Source organism: Lacticaseibacillus styriensis, from assembly GCF_030770295.1.
GTDB lineage: Bacteria > Bacillota > Bacilli > Lactobacillales > Lactobacillaceae > Lacticaseibacillus > Lacticaseibacillus casei.
Window position 1 is genome coordinate 2,412,418 of sequence record NZ_CP132483.1, and the last position, 14,259, is coordinate 2,426,676.

Sequence of the window (14,259 nt, forward strand, 5' to 3'; positions counted from 1 at the left end):
TGTCCGCAGTTCACGGGACCCCAGTAACATCAATGGTTTAGCGACTATGATTCTTTCTCTTTTAAGAGTCGATTGGCTACCCGACATCTCTTTGAAGCGGCTTGTCATATGTTGTTTCCAGACGATCGCTTTTACTCTGCTTCATTTTATTGAACGCAATGACGGTCCGGCCAATCAAATCCTGCACGTTGAAACGATCGCGCCTGTCATAATCCAGAATCTTCACGAGCGCCGAGTTTTCGTAACATTTTTCGATTTGGCCGATGAAAGCATGTTCCATATTTCCATTGGCCTGGCACAAAACGGTCATTCCTGTTTTTGCGTGTTTCATCTTAATTGCCTCCTTGTGAGCGTGTGCTGGCTCCTGCGCCAGCGCACGCGTTAATGAATTTAGTTAAGATTATCAACGCGAATATCTTATTGTCAATATAGTTATTATTTTATATATAAATATTCATGCTTTCGTCACAAATAGCCGCAGTAACAGGCGATTGTGACGTCATTTTGATATTAATTTGGCGTCTTTTTGTCCCATGTTTAACTTGACAACAAACCATTTCTTAAGGGTACTGAGCGAAAGAAAGGGCCGCTAATCTGCCATTTTCAATATTGACATTCACACTAAAAAAGCCAACGATGATGGTCAGTAAACTCTTGGCAAGGCGATGATTTTTGTGGACAGGCACGTTTTTGGAGCAACTTTTTCTTCACTACGTTCAACCAACTTCCGCCGATTTTGGCTCGGTCAGTGTATTTCGGTCATGGGGACTTGGATTCAACGAACCACCCAGACATGGCTGGTTTACCAGATGACCAAGTCCGCTTTTCTGGTCGGTTTACTGGCTGCGGCCCAATTTGTTCCTATTATGGCGCTCACTTTAGTTGCCGGCACGCTGATCGACCGCTATCCCAAACGTCAGATCCTTTTGCTGACACAGTTTGGCTTTTTGGTGCTGGGCGCGATCATGACGACCCTGACTTTTTTAAAAATCATTCAGTACTGGCAGATCCTTGCGATCGCTTTAGGCTATGGGATTCTTCAGAGTTTTGACACGCCGACCAGGCAATCTTATGTCATCGAACTTGTCGGCAGAAAAGATCTCATGAACGGCATCTCGCTGAATTCGTCTATTTTCAATCTGGCCAAAATTGCCGGTCCGTCTCTGGCGGGGATCCTCATGGTGACCATCGGCGTTGCACCGTGTTTTCTGATCGACACCTTAAGCTATATTGCGATTATTATTGGCTTGTTCATGATTCACCAGGAGCACCCGGTTGCCCGGCACACACCGCGACATATTCTTGCTGATGTCAAAGAGGGCCTTGTTTATATTGTGCATCATGACAATGTCAAACTGAGCGCCGAACTCATGCTGATTATTTGCACGTTAAATTTCAACAATAATGTCATCATCCCCATTTATGCCCAGGAAGTTCTGGGCCGCGGTGCCCAAGGCTATGCCAACCTGTTGTCGGCCACTGGTATTGGGTCACTTATCGCGGCATTTCTCATGAGTTACCTCGCCCGATTCGGTCTTCGTCGCGATTTATATCTGTTAGTCGCACTAGGAACAGCTTTGATCCAAACGTTGATGATTTTTATCCACGTTTACTGGTTAGCCATGATTTTTATGATCGTCATTGGCTTTTGCAATATGGTTTTTCTGAATCAGTCCAATGCGGCGTTTCAGTTTTCGATTCCCAACGAGCTGCGCGGTCGCATCATGAGTGTCTATGTTTTACTCAACCAAGGCTCAACGCCAATTGGCAGTTTGTATGTCGGTGGCCTCATGGACGTTGCCGGTGGCTTATGGGGCTTCCCTTCCTGTGGTTTGCTGGCACTGTTGTTGCTCATTCCAACCTTGTTCGGCCATCGCGAGACCGTTAAGCGCTGGTTGCACGTCAAAACCGCCAACTGATGCTGAAGCATAAAAAGCAAATGAGCTTCCGCGTGTTGGAAGCTCATTTGCTTGTAAAAACGCCACTTGATGACAACATTTTTGATGGTAAAACAATACGCTAATCTTCACGCACCTGGCCATTGCCCAGCACCTGATACTTAATCGTCGTCAACGCGGCCAAGCCCATCGGTCCGCGGGCGTGCAGCTTTTGGGTGCTGATGCCGATTTCGGCACCGAAACCGAACTCAAAGCCATCCGTGAACCGCGTCGAAGCGTTCACATACACCACTGCAGCATCAACCTGTTGGAGAAATTGCTGACTGTTTTGATAATTATCGGTGATGATGGCTTCACTGTGCTTCGTGTTGTGCGCGTTGATATGCGCGATTGCCGCTTCTTCGGAATCCACGACTTTGACTGCCATGATGAGGTCGTTATACTCCGTGTCCCAATCTTCGTCCGTCGCCGCCTGCATACTTGGCACGATGGCGCGCGCTCGCTGATCGCCGCGCAGCTCAACGCCGTGTTCCTGCAACGCCTTGGCAATTACCGGCAGCTGTTCGTCAGCGACATCTGCATGAATCAAAAGTTTCTCGGCGGCATTGCAGACAGATGGCCGCTGAACCTTGGCGTTGACCACAATCGCCACTGCCATTTCCAGCTGTGCCTGGGCATCAACATAAATATGACAGTTACCGGCACCGGTCTCAATCACCGGGACCGTTGCCTGCTCCACAACCGCTTTAATCAGGCCGCGCCCGCCTCGCGGAATCAACACATCGACGTAATCGTTGAGATGCATTAATTGATTGGCCACTTCATGCCGCGTATCCGTCACCAACTGAACTGCATCCCTCGGCAACCCGTGCGCCGCCAACGCGTCTTGCAGAACCGTTGCCAATGCCATATTGCTATGCAAGGCTTCTTTGCCGCCGCGTAAAATGACGGCATTGCCACTTTTAAACGTCAACGCCGCAGCATCAACCGTCACGTTCGGCCGCGCTTCATAAATCATGCCGACAACGCCCAAAGGTACTCGCTTCTGAGCAATAGTCAGCCCAGCATGATTCACCCAAGCACGATCCGTTTGTGCAGTAGGGTCGTCCAGGACCGCTACCTGCCGCACGCCCGCCGCCATGTCGGCAATCCGTGCTTCCGTCAACACCAGCCGATCCTTGAATTTGCTCGGCATCGTGCCGGCAGCTTTCAGATCTGCTTGATTAGCTGCCAAAATCGTTTCCGTGTGCGTCTCCAGCGCATCAGCCATCGCCAGTAAGCCGGCATTTTTCTGCGCCGTGGTTAATTGGCCAAGAATAGCTGCGGCCGCCTTAGCCGCTTTGCCCATTTGTTCAAGATCGATCGTCGTTGTATCCATTTAAATCGTCCCCTTTGCTATTTGTGAGCCGCAGTGGCTGACAAAATGGCTGACTTTTTCATCACGTCATCTTATATGTGCGCTTTTAAATTCAACTATTTGAAGCTTGGTTATCAGGTGACACTTGCTCCAAAACGTTGCCAAACCAAGTTCCGACTGGTTCACCAGCAACGATGCGCAGGATGATCCGCGGATCACGCCCGCTTGCCAGCACCATCTGTTTGCCGGCACGCATCATCGTTTGCGCGGCTTTTAGTTTGGTCACCATTCCGCCGGTTCCAAAACGCGTTGAACTGCCACCGGCGCCGGCTAAAACCTTGGCAGACAAATGGGTGATTTCCGGAATCAGCGCCGCATCCGGATGCCGGTTAGGATCCTGATCATAAAGCCCGTCAATATCGGAAAGTACCATCAGCAAATCCGCATCAATCTGCTTTCCGACCAAGGCCGAGAGCTGATCGTTATCGCCAAAGGTTGTCCGATGATCCAACTCATCCACGGCCACACTATCATTCTCGTTAATGATCGGAATGACCTCCTGGGCAAGCAAAGCATCAATCGTATCAAGCACATGTTGGCGAGTTTGCGGATAATCAAACACATCATGCGTCAGCAATAATTGACCGATTTTGGCGCCGTAATCGCTAAACCGTTGCGTATACAAGGTCATCAGCTCTGACTGGCCGATTGCCGCAAGCGCCTGTTGATGGGCGATCGCGGCAGGGCGCGCACTCACCCCGAGCTTCGCCATCCCGACCCCAATCGCGCCGGATGTGACCAAAACCAATTCATAGCCTTGATTATTCAGCGCGGTCAAGGCATACGCCAGCCGATCAATCGTCTGTAAGTTCACCTTGCCATTTTGGTGAATCAAACTGCTTGTCCCGATTTTGACCACAATCCGTTTACAATGCATTGCCCGTTTTACCATCGTTACCTCCGCACGCTACAACTTTCTCAGCATTCAAAAAAGCACCGTTTTGATCGAGACACCCGTTAAGGCGGTACCATTCTCGTTCAAAGCAGTGCTTTGCGCTTTTTCATGATTTAATTAATTTGAGCATCAACCTCAAGCTTGGATTCGCGAACCATTCAGAACTTTCAGCTAGCGTTCTGATCTCTGTGAGTCGCTACTATGACTTGATGAAGTGAATTGTATGCGGCGGGAGAGTAAAAGTCAAGCGCTTCGTTTCTTTAACGTAAAGCACTTACTGCCGTGTCACCGGCACGCGCAATGCATAAATTCGCGGTAATGAGTCGCGGCCATGTGCCGGTTGGCCATTGACTGTTAACGCCCCCTGCTTCACGGATACTTTTACTGGTGAAGGTAGTCTCACTGCATAACGCTCCGGTAGTTTTAGTCTTTCAACGTAAAACCTACCATCATTCAGCTTCCGGGTAATACCGACAACACCTAATTGATCAGCCTGAGCTAGGTAAACTCCATTAGCCGTCAGCGGGTTGCCGACAAGCTGCCAATCGCCGTTTTTCATTCGGTACTGTTTGCGTCCTTTAATGTCGAAGCGGTAAAAAGCAAAAATTCCGCCGGCAAGCGGTCGCTGACACCCATCCGGAAAAACCGCCATTTGTTGAAATAACGGCACCGACTTTTGTGACTGCTGCGCCACAACTGTTTGCTGTGCTGTGAGTGAGATTGGTTTGGTCTTGACGCCACCGCCTTGTAACCCCATGACGGCTAAAATGGCTGCCCCCGCAATCAAGATTTTAATGATGATGTGTTTCCCCCGCATTTCCCCGCCTCCATGTATTAATTTTTAAATATATTAACAATAAGTTTATCAGTTTGACTAGATGATTTGCTAACAATACACGTGTTATTAAAAATGATTCTGCAACTCACAAAATACTACAGCGCTGTAATTTCAAAACAGGTAGAATTACGCTACCAGTACCTTTTTCCCTGAATTTGCCATCTTTTAACGACATCAAAAAATCCCGATCCGTCAATGCGCTTATGGCAAAGATGGATCAGGATTAAAATATGCTGTTTATTTATAAACTGCGACTAGGCGCGGACAATTTTACCAACCGCAATTGGCAAGGTCACGTGCGCGTCGTAGTTCATGACTGTGCCCTTGACCGTATCAGGCAACTTCAGTGAATCCGGAACACCGTGAATATAAATCACACGTTTGTCGAGTTGCAAATCTTCGCTGCCAAATGCGGCTTTGAAAGCCTGTTGGAGTTCCTCCAAATCAACGAGCTTCTCATAGGCGTAATGCCCTTCCGCATCAGCAACCGGATAACTGTCATTTGGCACATGCATCTTGGCAGGCTCGGCATCAAACGGCACCATGGTCGTACCGGAAACCGGCTCTGTCTCTGGCAAATCAACGAAGCCATCACCGTTAGCATCTTGCGCCGCCGTGGCAATTTCTGCCGGCTTCCCATCAGGAAAACCATGGAAGTGTTCCCAATGCTGGACGTTTGCTGGTGTATCAAACATCTCAATACGGATCCGCAGTTGCGCACCATCAACCGTAAATTCAGCGGTGCCATGCGGCTTCGTACCGATTTTTTCTGCATTCAGCGGAACAATCTCTGCCGTGTATTTCTCAGCCATATAAATCAGCTCCTGTTATGATTTTTGGAACACCTTTAGAATAACGTTTATTTTTTAATTGCTCAAATTTTAAAAGAAAATTTTTAAGAACAACTTCTCAGGGCATTTGTCCAAGGCAATTGTTTTGGAGGATTCATTCAGCTAATAAGGCTTTAAACATGCGTTCTTGCTCACAAATGACTATACTGATTTTAAATTCACTCGCGACTGAACAGGGAGGGAGTTCAATGTCAGATCACAAACCGAAATACTTTTTCTGGAAGGCAATTAGCGTGTGGTTGATTGCGATTGGTGCTATGTATTTGGTTGATGCTTTTGGTGAGCACATTAGGTTGAACGATATGCTGCAAAATATATACCGTGGCTTGGTTCTGTTTGGCATTTTACTGCTCCTCAACTGGCTGTTCATTCATCAAAAAGTTGGCTGGAAGCCAAGCTTAACCATCTTCAACGCTTTGCTACTGGGAATTCCGACCTATCTCTTTGTTTGCTATGTCACGTATATAGGCTCGCAACAACTTCATCTGGACTACGATTGGCCTTTTGCCATTTCCGTGGGGCTCGCTGCCGGCCCTTTTGAAGAGTATCTTTGTCGCGGGTTGCTCTTAGGCCTGTTACTTAAAACTTTTAATCGCCATTCTAAAGTGACCCAGATCTGGATGGCAGTTCTTATCTCAAGTCTGCTGTTCGGGTTATTGCATGCCATCAATCTCAGCTACCAATCACTGAACACCACAATTTTGCAAATGATTTCCGCATGTCTTGGTGGTGTGTTCTATAGTGCGGTTTATTTGCGAACGGGCACTATCTTGATGGCGATGATTGTGCACGGCCTATGGGATTTTATTTTAAATCTCGTACGCCCCAGTTTGTTCAATATCCCCGTGGCTCTCACGGGCGCAATCGTGATCGCAGACGTTTTGGAAATCTTGATCAGTATTTTTTATCTACGGAAATCCAAGATACGCACCATTCAACTTGAAAAACTGACATAGCTTTACTTTTTTACCGCTTTGCAACCTCCAACAACCGTTCCCGCAGTGCCGGATCGGCCGCATATAGGTACAAGCCATGCTTTGCCCTTTTCAGCAAAATGTTAATGGCATTCATCATAATCGCGGCTTTGGCATCCTGCGTGTCTGCCAGATCCGGCCGCTTTTTGAAGGCTTCTTTGTCTTGGTACTGTGCCAAATTGACGGTCAGGCGATCGCGTTGCTTATCGTAGCCGAGACTTGGTCCCAAAATCACGCCGGCATAATTTAAGTCAAATCCTTGAATCGTATAAATCGAGCCGACCTCATGGAGCGTTTCCGGCCGTTGTGCCCATGGTCGATCGGTGAAGTTGATTTTGTCCCATGGCAGACGCAAGGATCCCGCAGTGACATACCAGGTTTTGTTGTCCAATACCGTAAACGGATAGTCTGCGGTCGCGATCATGCGCGATAGGCCCACCGCTGCATCGCGTTGCTGAATTAATTGATACATTGGCTGGCCATCCGCAAAAATCCGGAAGTCAAAAGTTGCCGGTTGCGGAAGTGGCGCGATCCGGCCACGAACAAACTGATCAATCCAGCGATTCACCGCCGCATCCCCTACCCGCATCTGCTCGGTTAGCCGATAATGTGTCACGGGATAATCGCGCGTAATTCGTTTGAGCAGCGCTGGGGTCCAAAAGCTTTTGAGTTTTACCAGCTGATGAAAATCAAAGACCAACACCACCAGTTTCGCCAAGTGAAGGATATCTGCCAACTGATTGGTGTCCCGAAAATTGTTATACGGATCTGGCGCGGTTAAAAGCAAGTGGCCTTCGTCAATAAATACCACATCAGCCTTTTTGCCCGCTTTTCGATAAGCGTTGATAAAAGGCGTGGGCTTCATGAAATCCTTTTTGTGGAAATAGGCTTTAGTTCCGGCAATTTCTTTGTAAATCTTCAGCATCTCATTGTGATTGACCAACAGCTTATTGTCCGTTCCTGAAAGTGGCCCATTATTTGCACGTGCGGCTTGTTGCAATTGGGCAAACGCCGCGTCCAGTACCACACTTTTACCGGATCCCGCGTCGCCTGAAATGATCAGCAGATGCGTCTGACTCGTTGGATAATTGGTAGTGATGAAGTCATGAATGTGTTGCTTCAAGGCAGCCTGTGCTGAAGTCAAGGCTGCATCCTGTGGCAAAATAAACGTTGACTGCGCTAAGTCCGGCATATGAGCACCTCCGAAATTAATATAGCATTTTCAAATTAAGTTGCCACACGTCTTCGCCAGATAGCTGAATGAGCCGTATTTTCAAAAAGAACACTAAAAGAAACCTATCTGTAAAGCAAATCACACACTTTATTCATATAAAGCGGTTAAACTATAGGTAACGAGTTTGAACTGTTATTCAAGAACTAGGAGTACTTAATATGCCTTCAATTGCTGATTACCCACAACGCCCGAGTTTGGCGTCATTTCAACAATCCCCATTGACCGAGTTGGACGCCGGTTTATTTGCGCAGCTTGGTTATTTGAATTTTAATTACCTCATTGGCCAGCCGTATGCCCGGTTTGCCGATTTAAATGACAGTATGCGGCTGCATAAAGCGACCTTAACGACATGGGCCATCCCGACACATCAAGCCATGCTGCATGCGATGCATCAGAGCAAACGATTTGCCCGGGTTGCGTGGACCAACTGGCTTGAAACCTGCAGCCACCGCAATGAAGAAGATTTTGCGGCCATCACCTTTACGCTGGCACCGGATGTGTATTGCGTTAGCTTCCGTGGCACAACGAATAAACTGGTTGGTTGGAAAGAAGATCTCAATATGAGCTTCATGCCGACCATTCCGGCGCAGCGACGGGCGTTGAGCTATCTGACTAAGCAAATCAGCCGTCATCCTGGCACCTATTATCTGACTGGGCACTCCAAGGGCGGCAGCCTCGCCACGTACGCGTTCGACCATCTGCCAGAACCGCTCGCCGATCAAGTTGCGCATGTTTATAGTTTTGATGGGCCAAGTGGTGTCCCACTCGACCCCAGCCATCGTGACCGCGTGACCAAGCTTGTGCCGCAAAGTTCGCTCATCGGCGTCAGTTTGGATCCGGCAACCAACTTCGAAGTCGTTAAAAGCCGCGTTAAATTATTCGGTCAGCATGATGTGCTCACCTGGAGCATTGCAGACGATACCTTCACGCACTTGCCGACAACGACGTGGGTTTCGCGCTATTTTCAAAAAACCTTTGCCCTGTGGTTAGCCGGTCTCGATGCTACGGCAACTGCCATCACGGTCGATGCGTTGTACCGAATTCTTCGCAGCGGCAACGCCATTACACTTGATGATCTGGCGAAAACCAAAAACCACTGGCGCCACTATTTCCACGCCTTCCGTAGTTTGGACAAACATCATCGCAAACAGCTAGGCCGTTCATTCCGCGGTCTGCTTGGTGCAATGGCGGGATCGTTGGTGCAAACCCATTAAATGCCGGCATTGGGTAGCAAGATGCACATTGAAAGTCGCCGATGAGACCTAAGCAAAAACGTTCCGTGAGACAAAGAGTGTCTTGCGGAACGTTTTTTGTACCCGATGCCAAACTAATTTTTAAGCGATATGTTCTTGTCAACCACTCGCGGCAATGTTCCAAAAACCGCGTTACATCAACACTCTATGATTCTTAGACAAGCTCTCAGCTAAAAATACTTGTGCAAAATCAATAACGCTTTGACAATAGTGACAAGGGGGTAAAAAGTATGCAGTTCAGCGACAAACTCAAATTGGCGCGCCAACAACATCAGTACACGCAAACACAAGTCGCCGAGCAATTACACGTGTCATCCAAAACCATTTCCAGTTGGGAAAATGCGCGCAGTTTCCCGGACATCGGCACACTTGTCAGAATCAGCGATCTCTATGACATCTCATTGGATCGTCTATTGAGGGAGGATCAAACCATGATGGATCATTATGAAGCTATTGACAAACATGCACTACGCGACAAACGGATTTTTCAAGTCACTTACTTTGTTAACCTTGTGCTTCTATTGGTGATTGTGATTTTCAAGATGGTCAATAATACACCGCCTGTCTTGAATCGTTATTTTGGCTGGGTAGGTTTGGTATTCTTTATTAATTTGATTGTATTGGCCACGCACTATCCCAATTACCGGCTATGGATTCGGTCATGGCCGCGGCGAATCTTGTTAATCACCCTTATCATAGGCATTGCCACGATCATTTCTTTGACATTTCTGAATCAACCTACTACCATTCCAACGGACGTCAGTAGTTCTGCTTACTCTGCCCAAGCTGTTCAAGGCTATCTCGCTGGTGCAAAGATAGGCATTGCTATGAGAATCATCCTTGGGACTCTCAGTACCATCTTCATCGTTTTCGGTTCTGAAGATATTCTGGACAAGAATTAGCCTTTTACTCACAGTGTCCTTTCGTCACAAAAATCATAGTCCCGTCCACAGCTTAGTCTTGGACTGGACTTTTTTTAGTTGCTTGTCAATTTGGATGTCCCGCGAAAAATCGCTCAGACCCTGCGTCACACCAACAACTCTACGATTCTTAGAGCCACTATTTCACAAAAAGACTTGTACATTTTTAGTCACACCTTAACAATAGCAACAGGTGGTGAAGAATATGCAACTTAGCGACAAGCTGAAATTGGCTCGGCAACAACAGCACTTGACCCAAACTCAAGTTGCCGAGCAACTACATGTTTCAGCAAAAACAATTTCCAGCTGGGAAAACGCACGTAGCTTCCCCGACGTCGGAACACTGGTCAGCATCAGTGACTTTTACAACATTTCTTTGGATCGATTACTTAGGGAGGATCGTACAATGATGGATCATTACGAGACAATCAGCAAACAAGCGCAACGAGACAACCGGTACTTTCAAGTTACATATTATTTGAACGTCATACTTATTTTAGGAATTTTGGCGGTTAAAAGTTTTCCAGCTAACACACGGCAATTATCAGGATGGCTTGCCATCGCTTTAATCATTAATCTAGTAATCTTAGCGACTCACTATCCTAATTATCACGCCTGGGTTGACAGCTTCTCTCATAAGCTTCTGCTGACGGTACTGGGGATTGGCTTAGGTGTTGTCTTAATATTTATTAGCGTGGAAGGCAGCATGACACTTCACATTTATAAATCAATTTCTGACGAGGCTGCTTACTTATTCGGCTACTATTCAGGCTTGCTTATGAAGCCGGTAGCCGAAACATTCAGTATTATTTTTGTGATCTTTGGCTTCGCCGAACTCAAAGAAAAGCCTTAACCCTCCAATATTCACAGCATCCCAAAGCCAGCCAATTGCGCTGGTTTTTTTAACTAAGATATCTTGCTTTACAAGGTATCTCGTCATGATTATACTATGCTTAACAAGGTATCAAGGGAGGCGAGGCCATGCAACCTTCATCGCAAATGCTGAAGGGCATTCTAGAAGGCGCCATCTTGAAAATTATTCAGCAAGGCAATATTTACGGCTACGCTTTACACGAAAAGCTGGCCGCGCTTGGGTTTGGCGACATTCCTGAAGGCACCATCTATCCCTTACTGTTGAAGCTGCAGAGAAATAAACTCATCATCGGTGTCCGCCGACCAACCGGCAATGGCCCTGATCGCAAATACTACCATCTCACCGATGAAGGAGAAAAGACACTCACCATTTTTCAACAACAATGGCATCAACTGGTTCAGGCCATGGCCAATCTCAACCAAGGAGGCGAATCGTCGTGAAAAAATTAAACCAACTCCGAGCTGCCAATGACCAGCAACTCAAAAAGATTCACGGGACGGACTATAGCTACACGGAATCCGTCATCATCTATTTACGCAGCAAGTTAAGTAAAGATCCCTATGCCATTGAAGAGGCTATTAGCGACTTACTGGCGACTCTCATTGACGCCCAAGAGTCCGGCCACCGCGTCGCAAGCTTTTTCAGCGATGACCCTCAAAAGGCCGCGGATCAGATTCTAGAGGAGCTACCACCTGTGCCTGCTTGGTACCTCTCAAATCAATATTGGCCAGTAATCATGTTCTTCTTTACCGTTAGTTCTTTTATCATGTTAGCTAGTCAAAAAACTCAGCTATCCTTAGGCAATATTGCTGCACTGTTAACGGTTGCCTTTGCTTTCGTCAATGTGCCATTTGCCCGCGGCCTCTCATTCAACAAACTCTCGCGTAAAACCGTTTATAGTGCCATGTTAGGCTTTGCCATGATGATAATTGCGTTACTGATACTCAGCTATTTGGTAGCTGGACGCACACCTTTTTCAGTTTCCAGATCAACGCTTATGCTCTTCAGCGTTAGCTTCCTCGTGCTGAATCTAATCGGTGCTTTGGGCTTTCGCAAAATTGCTTATTTGTTCCTCGCGTGGGCCGGCGTGTGGTTGCTGGCATTCATTGGCATGTTGTTGACCACTTCGGCATTAACTGTGGGAATCGCGATTACCGGCGTGCTCGTTGCCACCCTTTTGCTGTTCTATCATCCCGAGCCGAAATCACAGTTACCTGTCTAACTCAGCCAAGTTTCAAGGAGGCGACACCTCATGAAAAAATTAACCCAACTTCGCACCGCCAATGATCAACAACTCAAAAAGATTCACGGTACGGACTACACCTACACCGAAACAGTCATCCAATATTTACGCGGTGATCTGCGCAAAGACCCTTATGCCATTGAACAGGCTATTAGCGACTTATTGGCAACGTTGATTGACGCACAACAGAATGGTCATAAAGTAGCATCCTTCTTTAGTGACGATCCTCAAGCGGCAGCCGACAATATTTTAAAAGAGCTGCCACACATCTCAATCACTTATCTTTTCACGATGTATTGGCCACTGCTCATGTTTCTGCTCATTCAAAATATATTAATCATGTTGATTAGCCCCAGTTTGCGTTTTAGCCTAAGCGATGTGATCGGCATTAATTTCTTTGCCTTACTCATGATTGGCGCCTCGTTTGCCCGTGGCATTTTCTTTAACAAACTTTCGCGGAAGACAATCGCTGGATTATGGATATTATTAGTGCTTATGTTTGTGGTGCCTTTTTTGACGGGATACCTGTTCCGTGGCGTGGCACCCTTTGCTATTTCCAGTCCGACACTCATCAGATTTTCTGCGATTCTTTGTGCTATTAATCTAGCTTGCGCACTGTGGTTACGGCCGATTTTTCTCATCTTCCTCGGCTGGACCGGCGTGTGGCTAATCGCCGTGCTCGGCCTTGCTTTGCCGTCTTCTGAATTAACGGTCATCCTGGGCATCGCCGGAATCGTTTGCGCGCTTGGCTTGCTTTTCTACCGGCCCGATCCGCTGCATTCATCAACAAACGGCACTAGCATCCATTCTTAGTCGCCTTTTCCATCTTTATCTAAAAAATAGACTAAAAACACTCGCCTCACCGTTATAGCGTTCACCCATCGGTCCAATTGCTGTAAAGAGTCGTCCCGCCGCAGCCGGCATTTGCAAATGGTTCAGCAAAACGTACCGCGAAATCGTCCGCTTCAACTTAACCGCAACTATCTGATGAGCCGTCCCGTTTTGCAATTCTTGGGCTGCCATTAATAAGTCACGCCGAATTTGTGGGTAGGCCGTCATTTCAGGATCGTTGTAAGCTGTGTCAATCGCCTGAAATAACTGGGTTTCTTTTTTATTCATTTTGGGCACCTCCGGGATGAGTGCAGTTTAGCGCTTTACCGTATTTGATGCAATGTTACATCGCTTTTTGTCTAGAAGAACGTGTCGTTTTGACAACTTGAAAAATAACGCAACGTTTATTTTGGAAAACCCAACGTTTATTTAAATTTTGTCACAACGCGGCGGTTTTGTCGCAAACTGAGGGTTAGTAAAAGCATTCATTGCAAAGCAACGGGAGGGCGCATATGACCGATTCAACCTACAAATTCGCTGTCGAACCAACCCTAGGGCAAAATTTACGAGGTGGCTGCTCATCATGAACGCAAAAGAAGCGCTTATCAGTACCTGTGTTTTCACGGTTTTCCTTTTTGGCGTTGATTTATTTTTAGGCGGCCACTTTCAGGTCTTCAGAAATCTGTTTACTGGAGTCGTGTTCTTTTTGATCGTCTGGATCTCGGGATACCTATTCCATAAGGAGGCGTAAATCTTGTTCGAGCCTGAGCCCATCGCGGATTTTATTGCGATGGGTTTTTGAATGTCCAATTCTCGTGTCTGCCCGAAACTCCCTAATCCTCTTGCAGCCAATCCTATTAAATCCGTATTGCATCGACACAAAATTATTTGTAAAGTTGAGATGGTGTTACGTCTCGCTTCGTGAAGTTTTTGGGGACCGAACCTTAGTGCAATGGATAGCTACCAAGACAGCGCGATCCGCTTTTAATCAGTGTCGCGCCTGCTGTTACAAAAATTGGAAATCGTATTCA

Annotated in this window: 16 protein-coding genes; 9 read left to right on the top strand and 7 right to left on the bottom strand. The window is 47.0% G+C overall.

From position 1 onward, the window contains the following. Positions 1–76: 76 nt before the first annotated feature. Positions 77–331 carry a hypothetical protein gene (locus tag LACSTY_RS11375; RefSeq protein WP_025013316.1) on the bottom strand — a complete coding sequence of 85 codons (255 nt, stop codon included), beginning with the start codon at positions 329–331 and terminating at the stop codon, positions 77–79. A 343-nt stretch (positions 332–674) separates the two neighbouring features. Between LACSTY_RS11375 and LACSTY_RS11380 the strand changes: the two genes are divergently transcribed. Then, the gene (locus LACSTY_RS11380) at positions 675–1,919 is read left to right on the top strand and encodes an MFS transporter (protein WP_087913294.1); all 1,245 of its coding nucleotides are present in this window, start codon (positions 675–677) and stop codon (positions 1,917–1,919) included. Between the two features lie 100 nt (positions 1,920–2,019). Here LACSTY_RS11380 and LACSTY_RS11385 read toward each other — a convergent pair whose 3' ends face one another. The 4 genes from LACSTY_RS11385 to LACSTY_RS11400 form a co-directional block, all read right to left on the bottom strand. Then, a complete protein-coding gene (locus LACSTY_RS11385; protein ID WP_087912722.1) occupies positions 2,020–3,276 on the bottom strand; it encodes a glutamate-5-semialdehyde dehydrogenase in 1,257 nt (418 codons plus the stop codon). Positions 3,277–3,367: 91 nt separating this feature from the next. Beyond that, entirely contained in the window at positions 3,368–4,207 is an 840-nt protein-coding gene (proB, locus tag LACSTY_RS11390) for a glutamate 5-kinase (RefSeq protein ID WP_087912723.1), read from the bottom strand. Between the two features lie 277 nt (positions 4,208–4,484). Next, a complete protein-coding gene (locus LACSTY_RS11395) occupies positions 4,485–5,027 on the bottom strand; it encodes a hypothetical protein (protein ID WP_087912724.1) in 543 nt (180 codons plus the stop codon). Positions 5,028–5,302: 275 nt separating this feature from the next. After that, a complete protein-coding gene (locus LACSTY_RS11400) occupies positions 5,303–5,860 on the bottom strand; it encodes a hypothetical protein (RefSeq protein ID WP_087912725.1) in 558 nt (185 codons plus the stop codon). Between the two features lie 227 nt (positions 5,861–6,087). Between LACSTY_RS11400 and LACSTY_RS11405 the strand changes: the two genes are divergently transcribed. Then, entirely contained in the window at positions 6,088–6,855 is a 768-nt protein-coding gene (locus LACSTY_RS11405) for a CPBP family intramembrane glutamic endopeptidase (protein ID WP_161492247.1), read from the top strand. 10 nt (positions 6,856–6,865) lie between these two features. On the opposite strand, the gene LACSTY_RS11410 is transcribed toward LACSTY_RS11405, so the two are convergent. After that, a complete protein-coding gene (locus LACSTY_RS11410; protein ID WP_087912727.1) occupies positions 6,866–8,065 on the bottom strand; it encodes a DUF2075 domain-containing protein in 1,200 nt (399 codons plus the stop codon). A gap of 200 nt (positions 8,066–8,265) precedes the next feature. On the opposite strand from LACSTY_RS11410, the gene LACSTY_RS11415 reads away from it, so the two are divergent. From LACSTY_RS11415 to LACSTY_RS11440, 6 genes are all read left to right on the top strand, one after another. Next, positions 8,266–9,321 carry an Mbeg1-like protein gene (locus tag LACSTY_RS11415; RefSeq protein WP_087912728.1) on the top strand — a complete coding sequence of 352 codons (1,056 nt, stop codon included), beginning with the start codon at positions 8,266–8,268 and terminating at the stop codon, positions 9,319–9,321. Positions 9,322–9,590: 269 nt separating this feature from the next. Continuing rightward, a complete protein-coding gene (locus LACSTY_RS11420; protein ID WP_087912729.1) occupies positions 9,591–10,262 on the top strand; it encodes a helix-turn-helix domain-containing protein in 672 nt (223 codons plus the stop codon). A gap of 223 nt (positions 10,263–10,485) precedes the next feature. Beyond that, complete coding sequence (locus LACSTY_RS11425) at positions 10,486–11,133, top strand: helix-turn-helix domain-containing protein (RefSeq protein WP_087912730.1); 648 nt, start codon at positions 10,486–10,488, stop codon at positions 11,131–11,133. 128 nt (positions 11,134–11,261) lie between these two features. Next, positions 11,262–11,594 carry a PadR family transcriptional regulator gene (locus LACSTY_RS11430; RefSeq protein ID WP_087912731.1) on the top strand — a complete coding sequence of 111 codons (333 nt, stop codon included), beginning with the start codon at positions 11,262–11,264 and terminating at the stop codon, positions 11,592–11,594. Then, on the top strand, positions 11,591–12,376 hold the full coding sequence (locus LACSTY_RS11435) for a hypothetical protein (protein WP_087912732.1): 786 nt from the start codon (positions 11,591–11,593) through the stop codon (positions 12,374–12,376). Before LACSTY_RS11430 ends, LACSTY_RS11435 begins: the two co-directional genes overlap by 4 nt. Before the next feature lie 30 nt (positions 12,377–12,406). Beyond that, the gene (locus LACSTY_RS11440; RefSeq protein ID WP_087912733.1) at positions 12,407–13,210 is read left to right on the top strand and encodes a hypothetical protein; all 804 of its coding nucleotides are present in this window, start codon (positions 12,407–12,409) and stop codon (positions 13,208–13,210) included. Positions 13,211–13,225: 15 nt separating this feature from the next. Here LACSTY_RS11440 and LACSTY_RS11445 read toward each other — a convergent pair whose 3' ends face one another. After that, positions 13,226–13,516: a bacteriocin immunity protein gene (locus LACSTY_RS11445; RefSeq protein ID WP_087912734.1), complete on the bottom strand. Its 291-nt coding sequence runs from the start codon at positions 13,514–13,516 to the stop codon at positions 13,226–13,228. Positions 13,517–13,811: 295 nt separating this feature from the next. Between LACSTY_RS11445 and LACSTY_RS11450 the strand changes: the two genes are divergently transcribed. Next, complete coding sequence (locus tag LACSTY_RS11450; RefSeq protein WP_155807535.1) at positions 13,812–13,979, top strand: hypothetical protein; 168 nt, start codon at positions 13,812–13,814, stop codon at positions 13,977–13,979. The last annotated feature ends 280 nt before the right edge of the window (positions 13,980–14,259 follow it).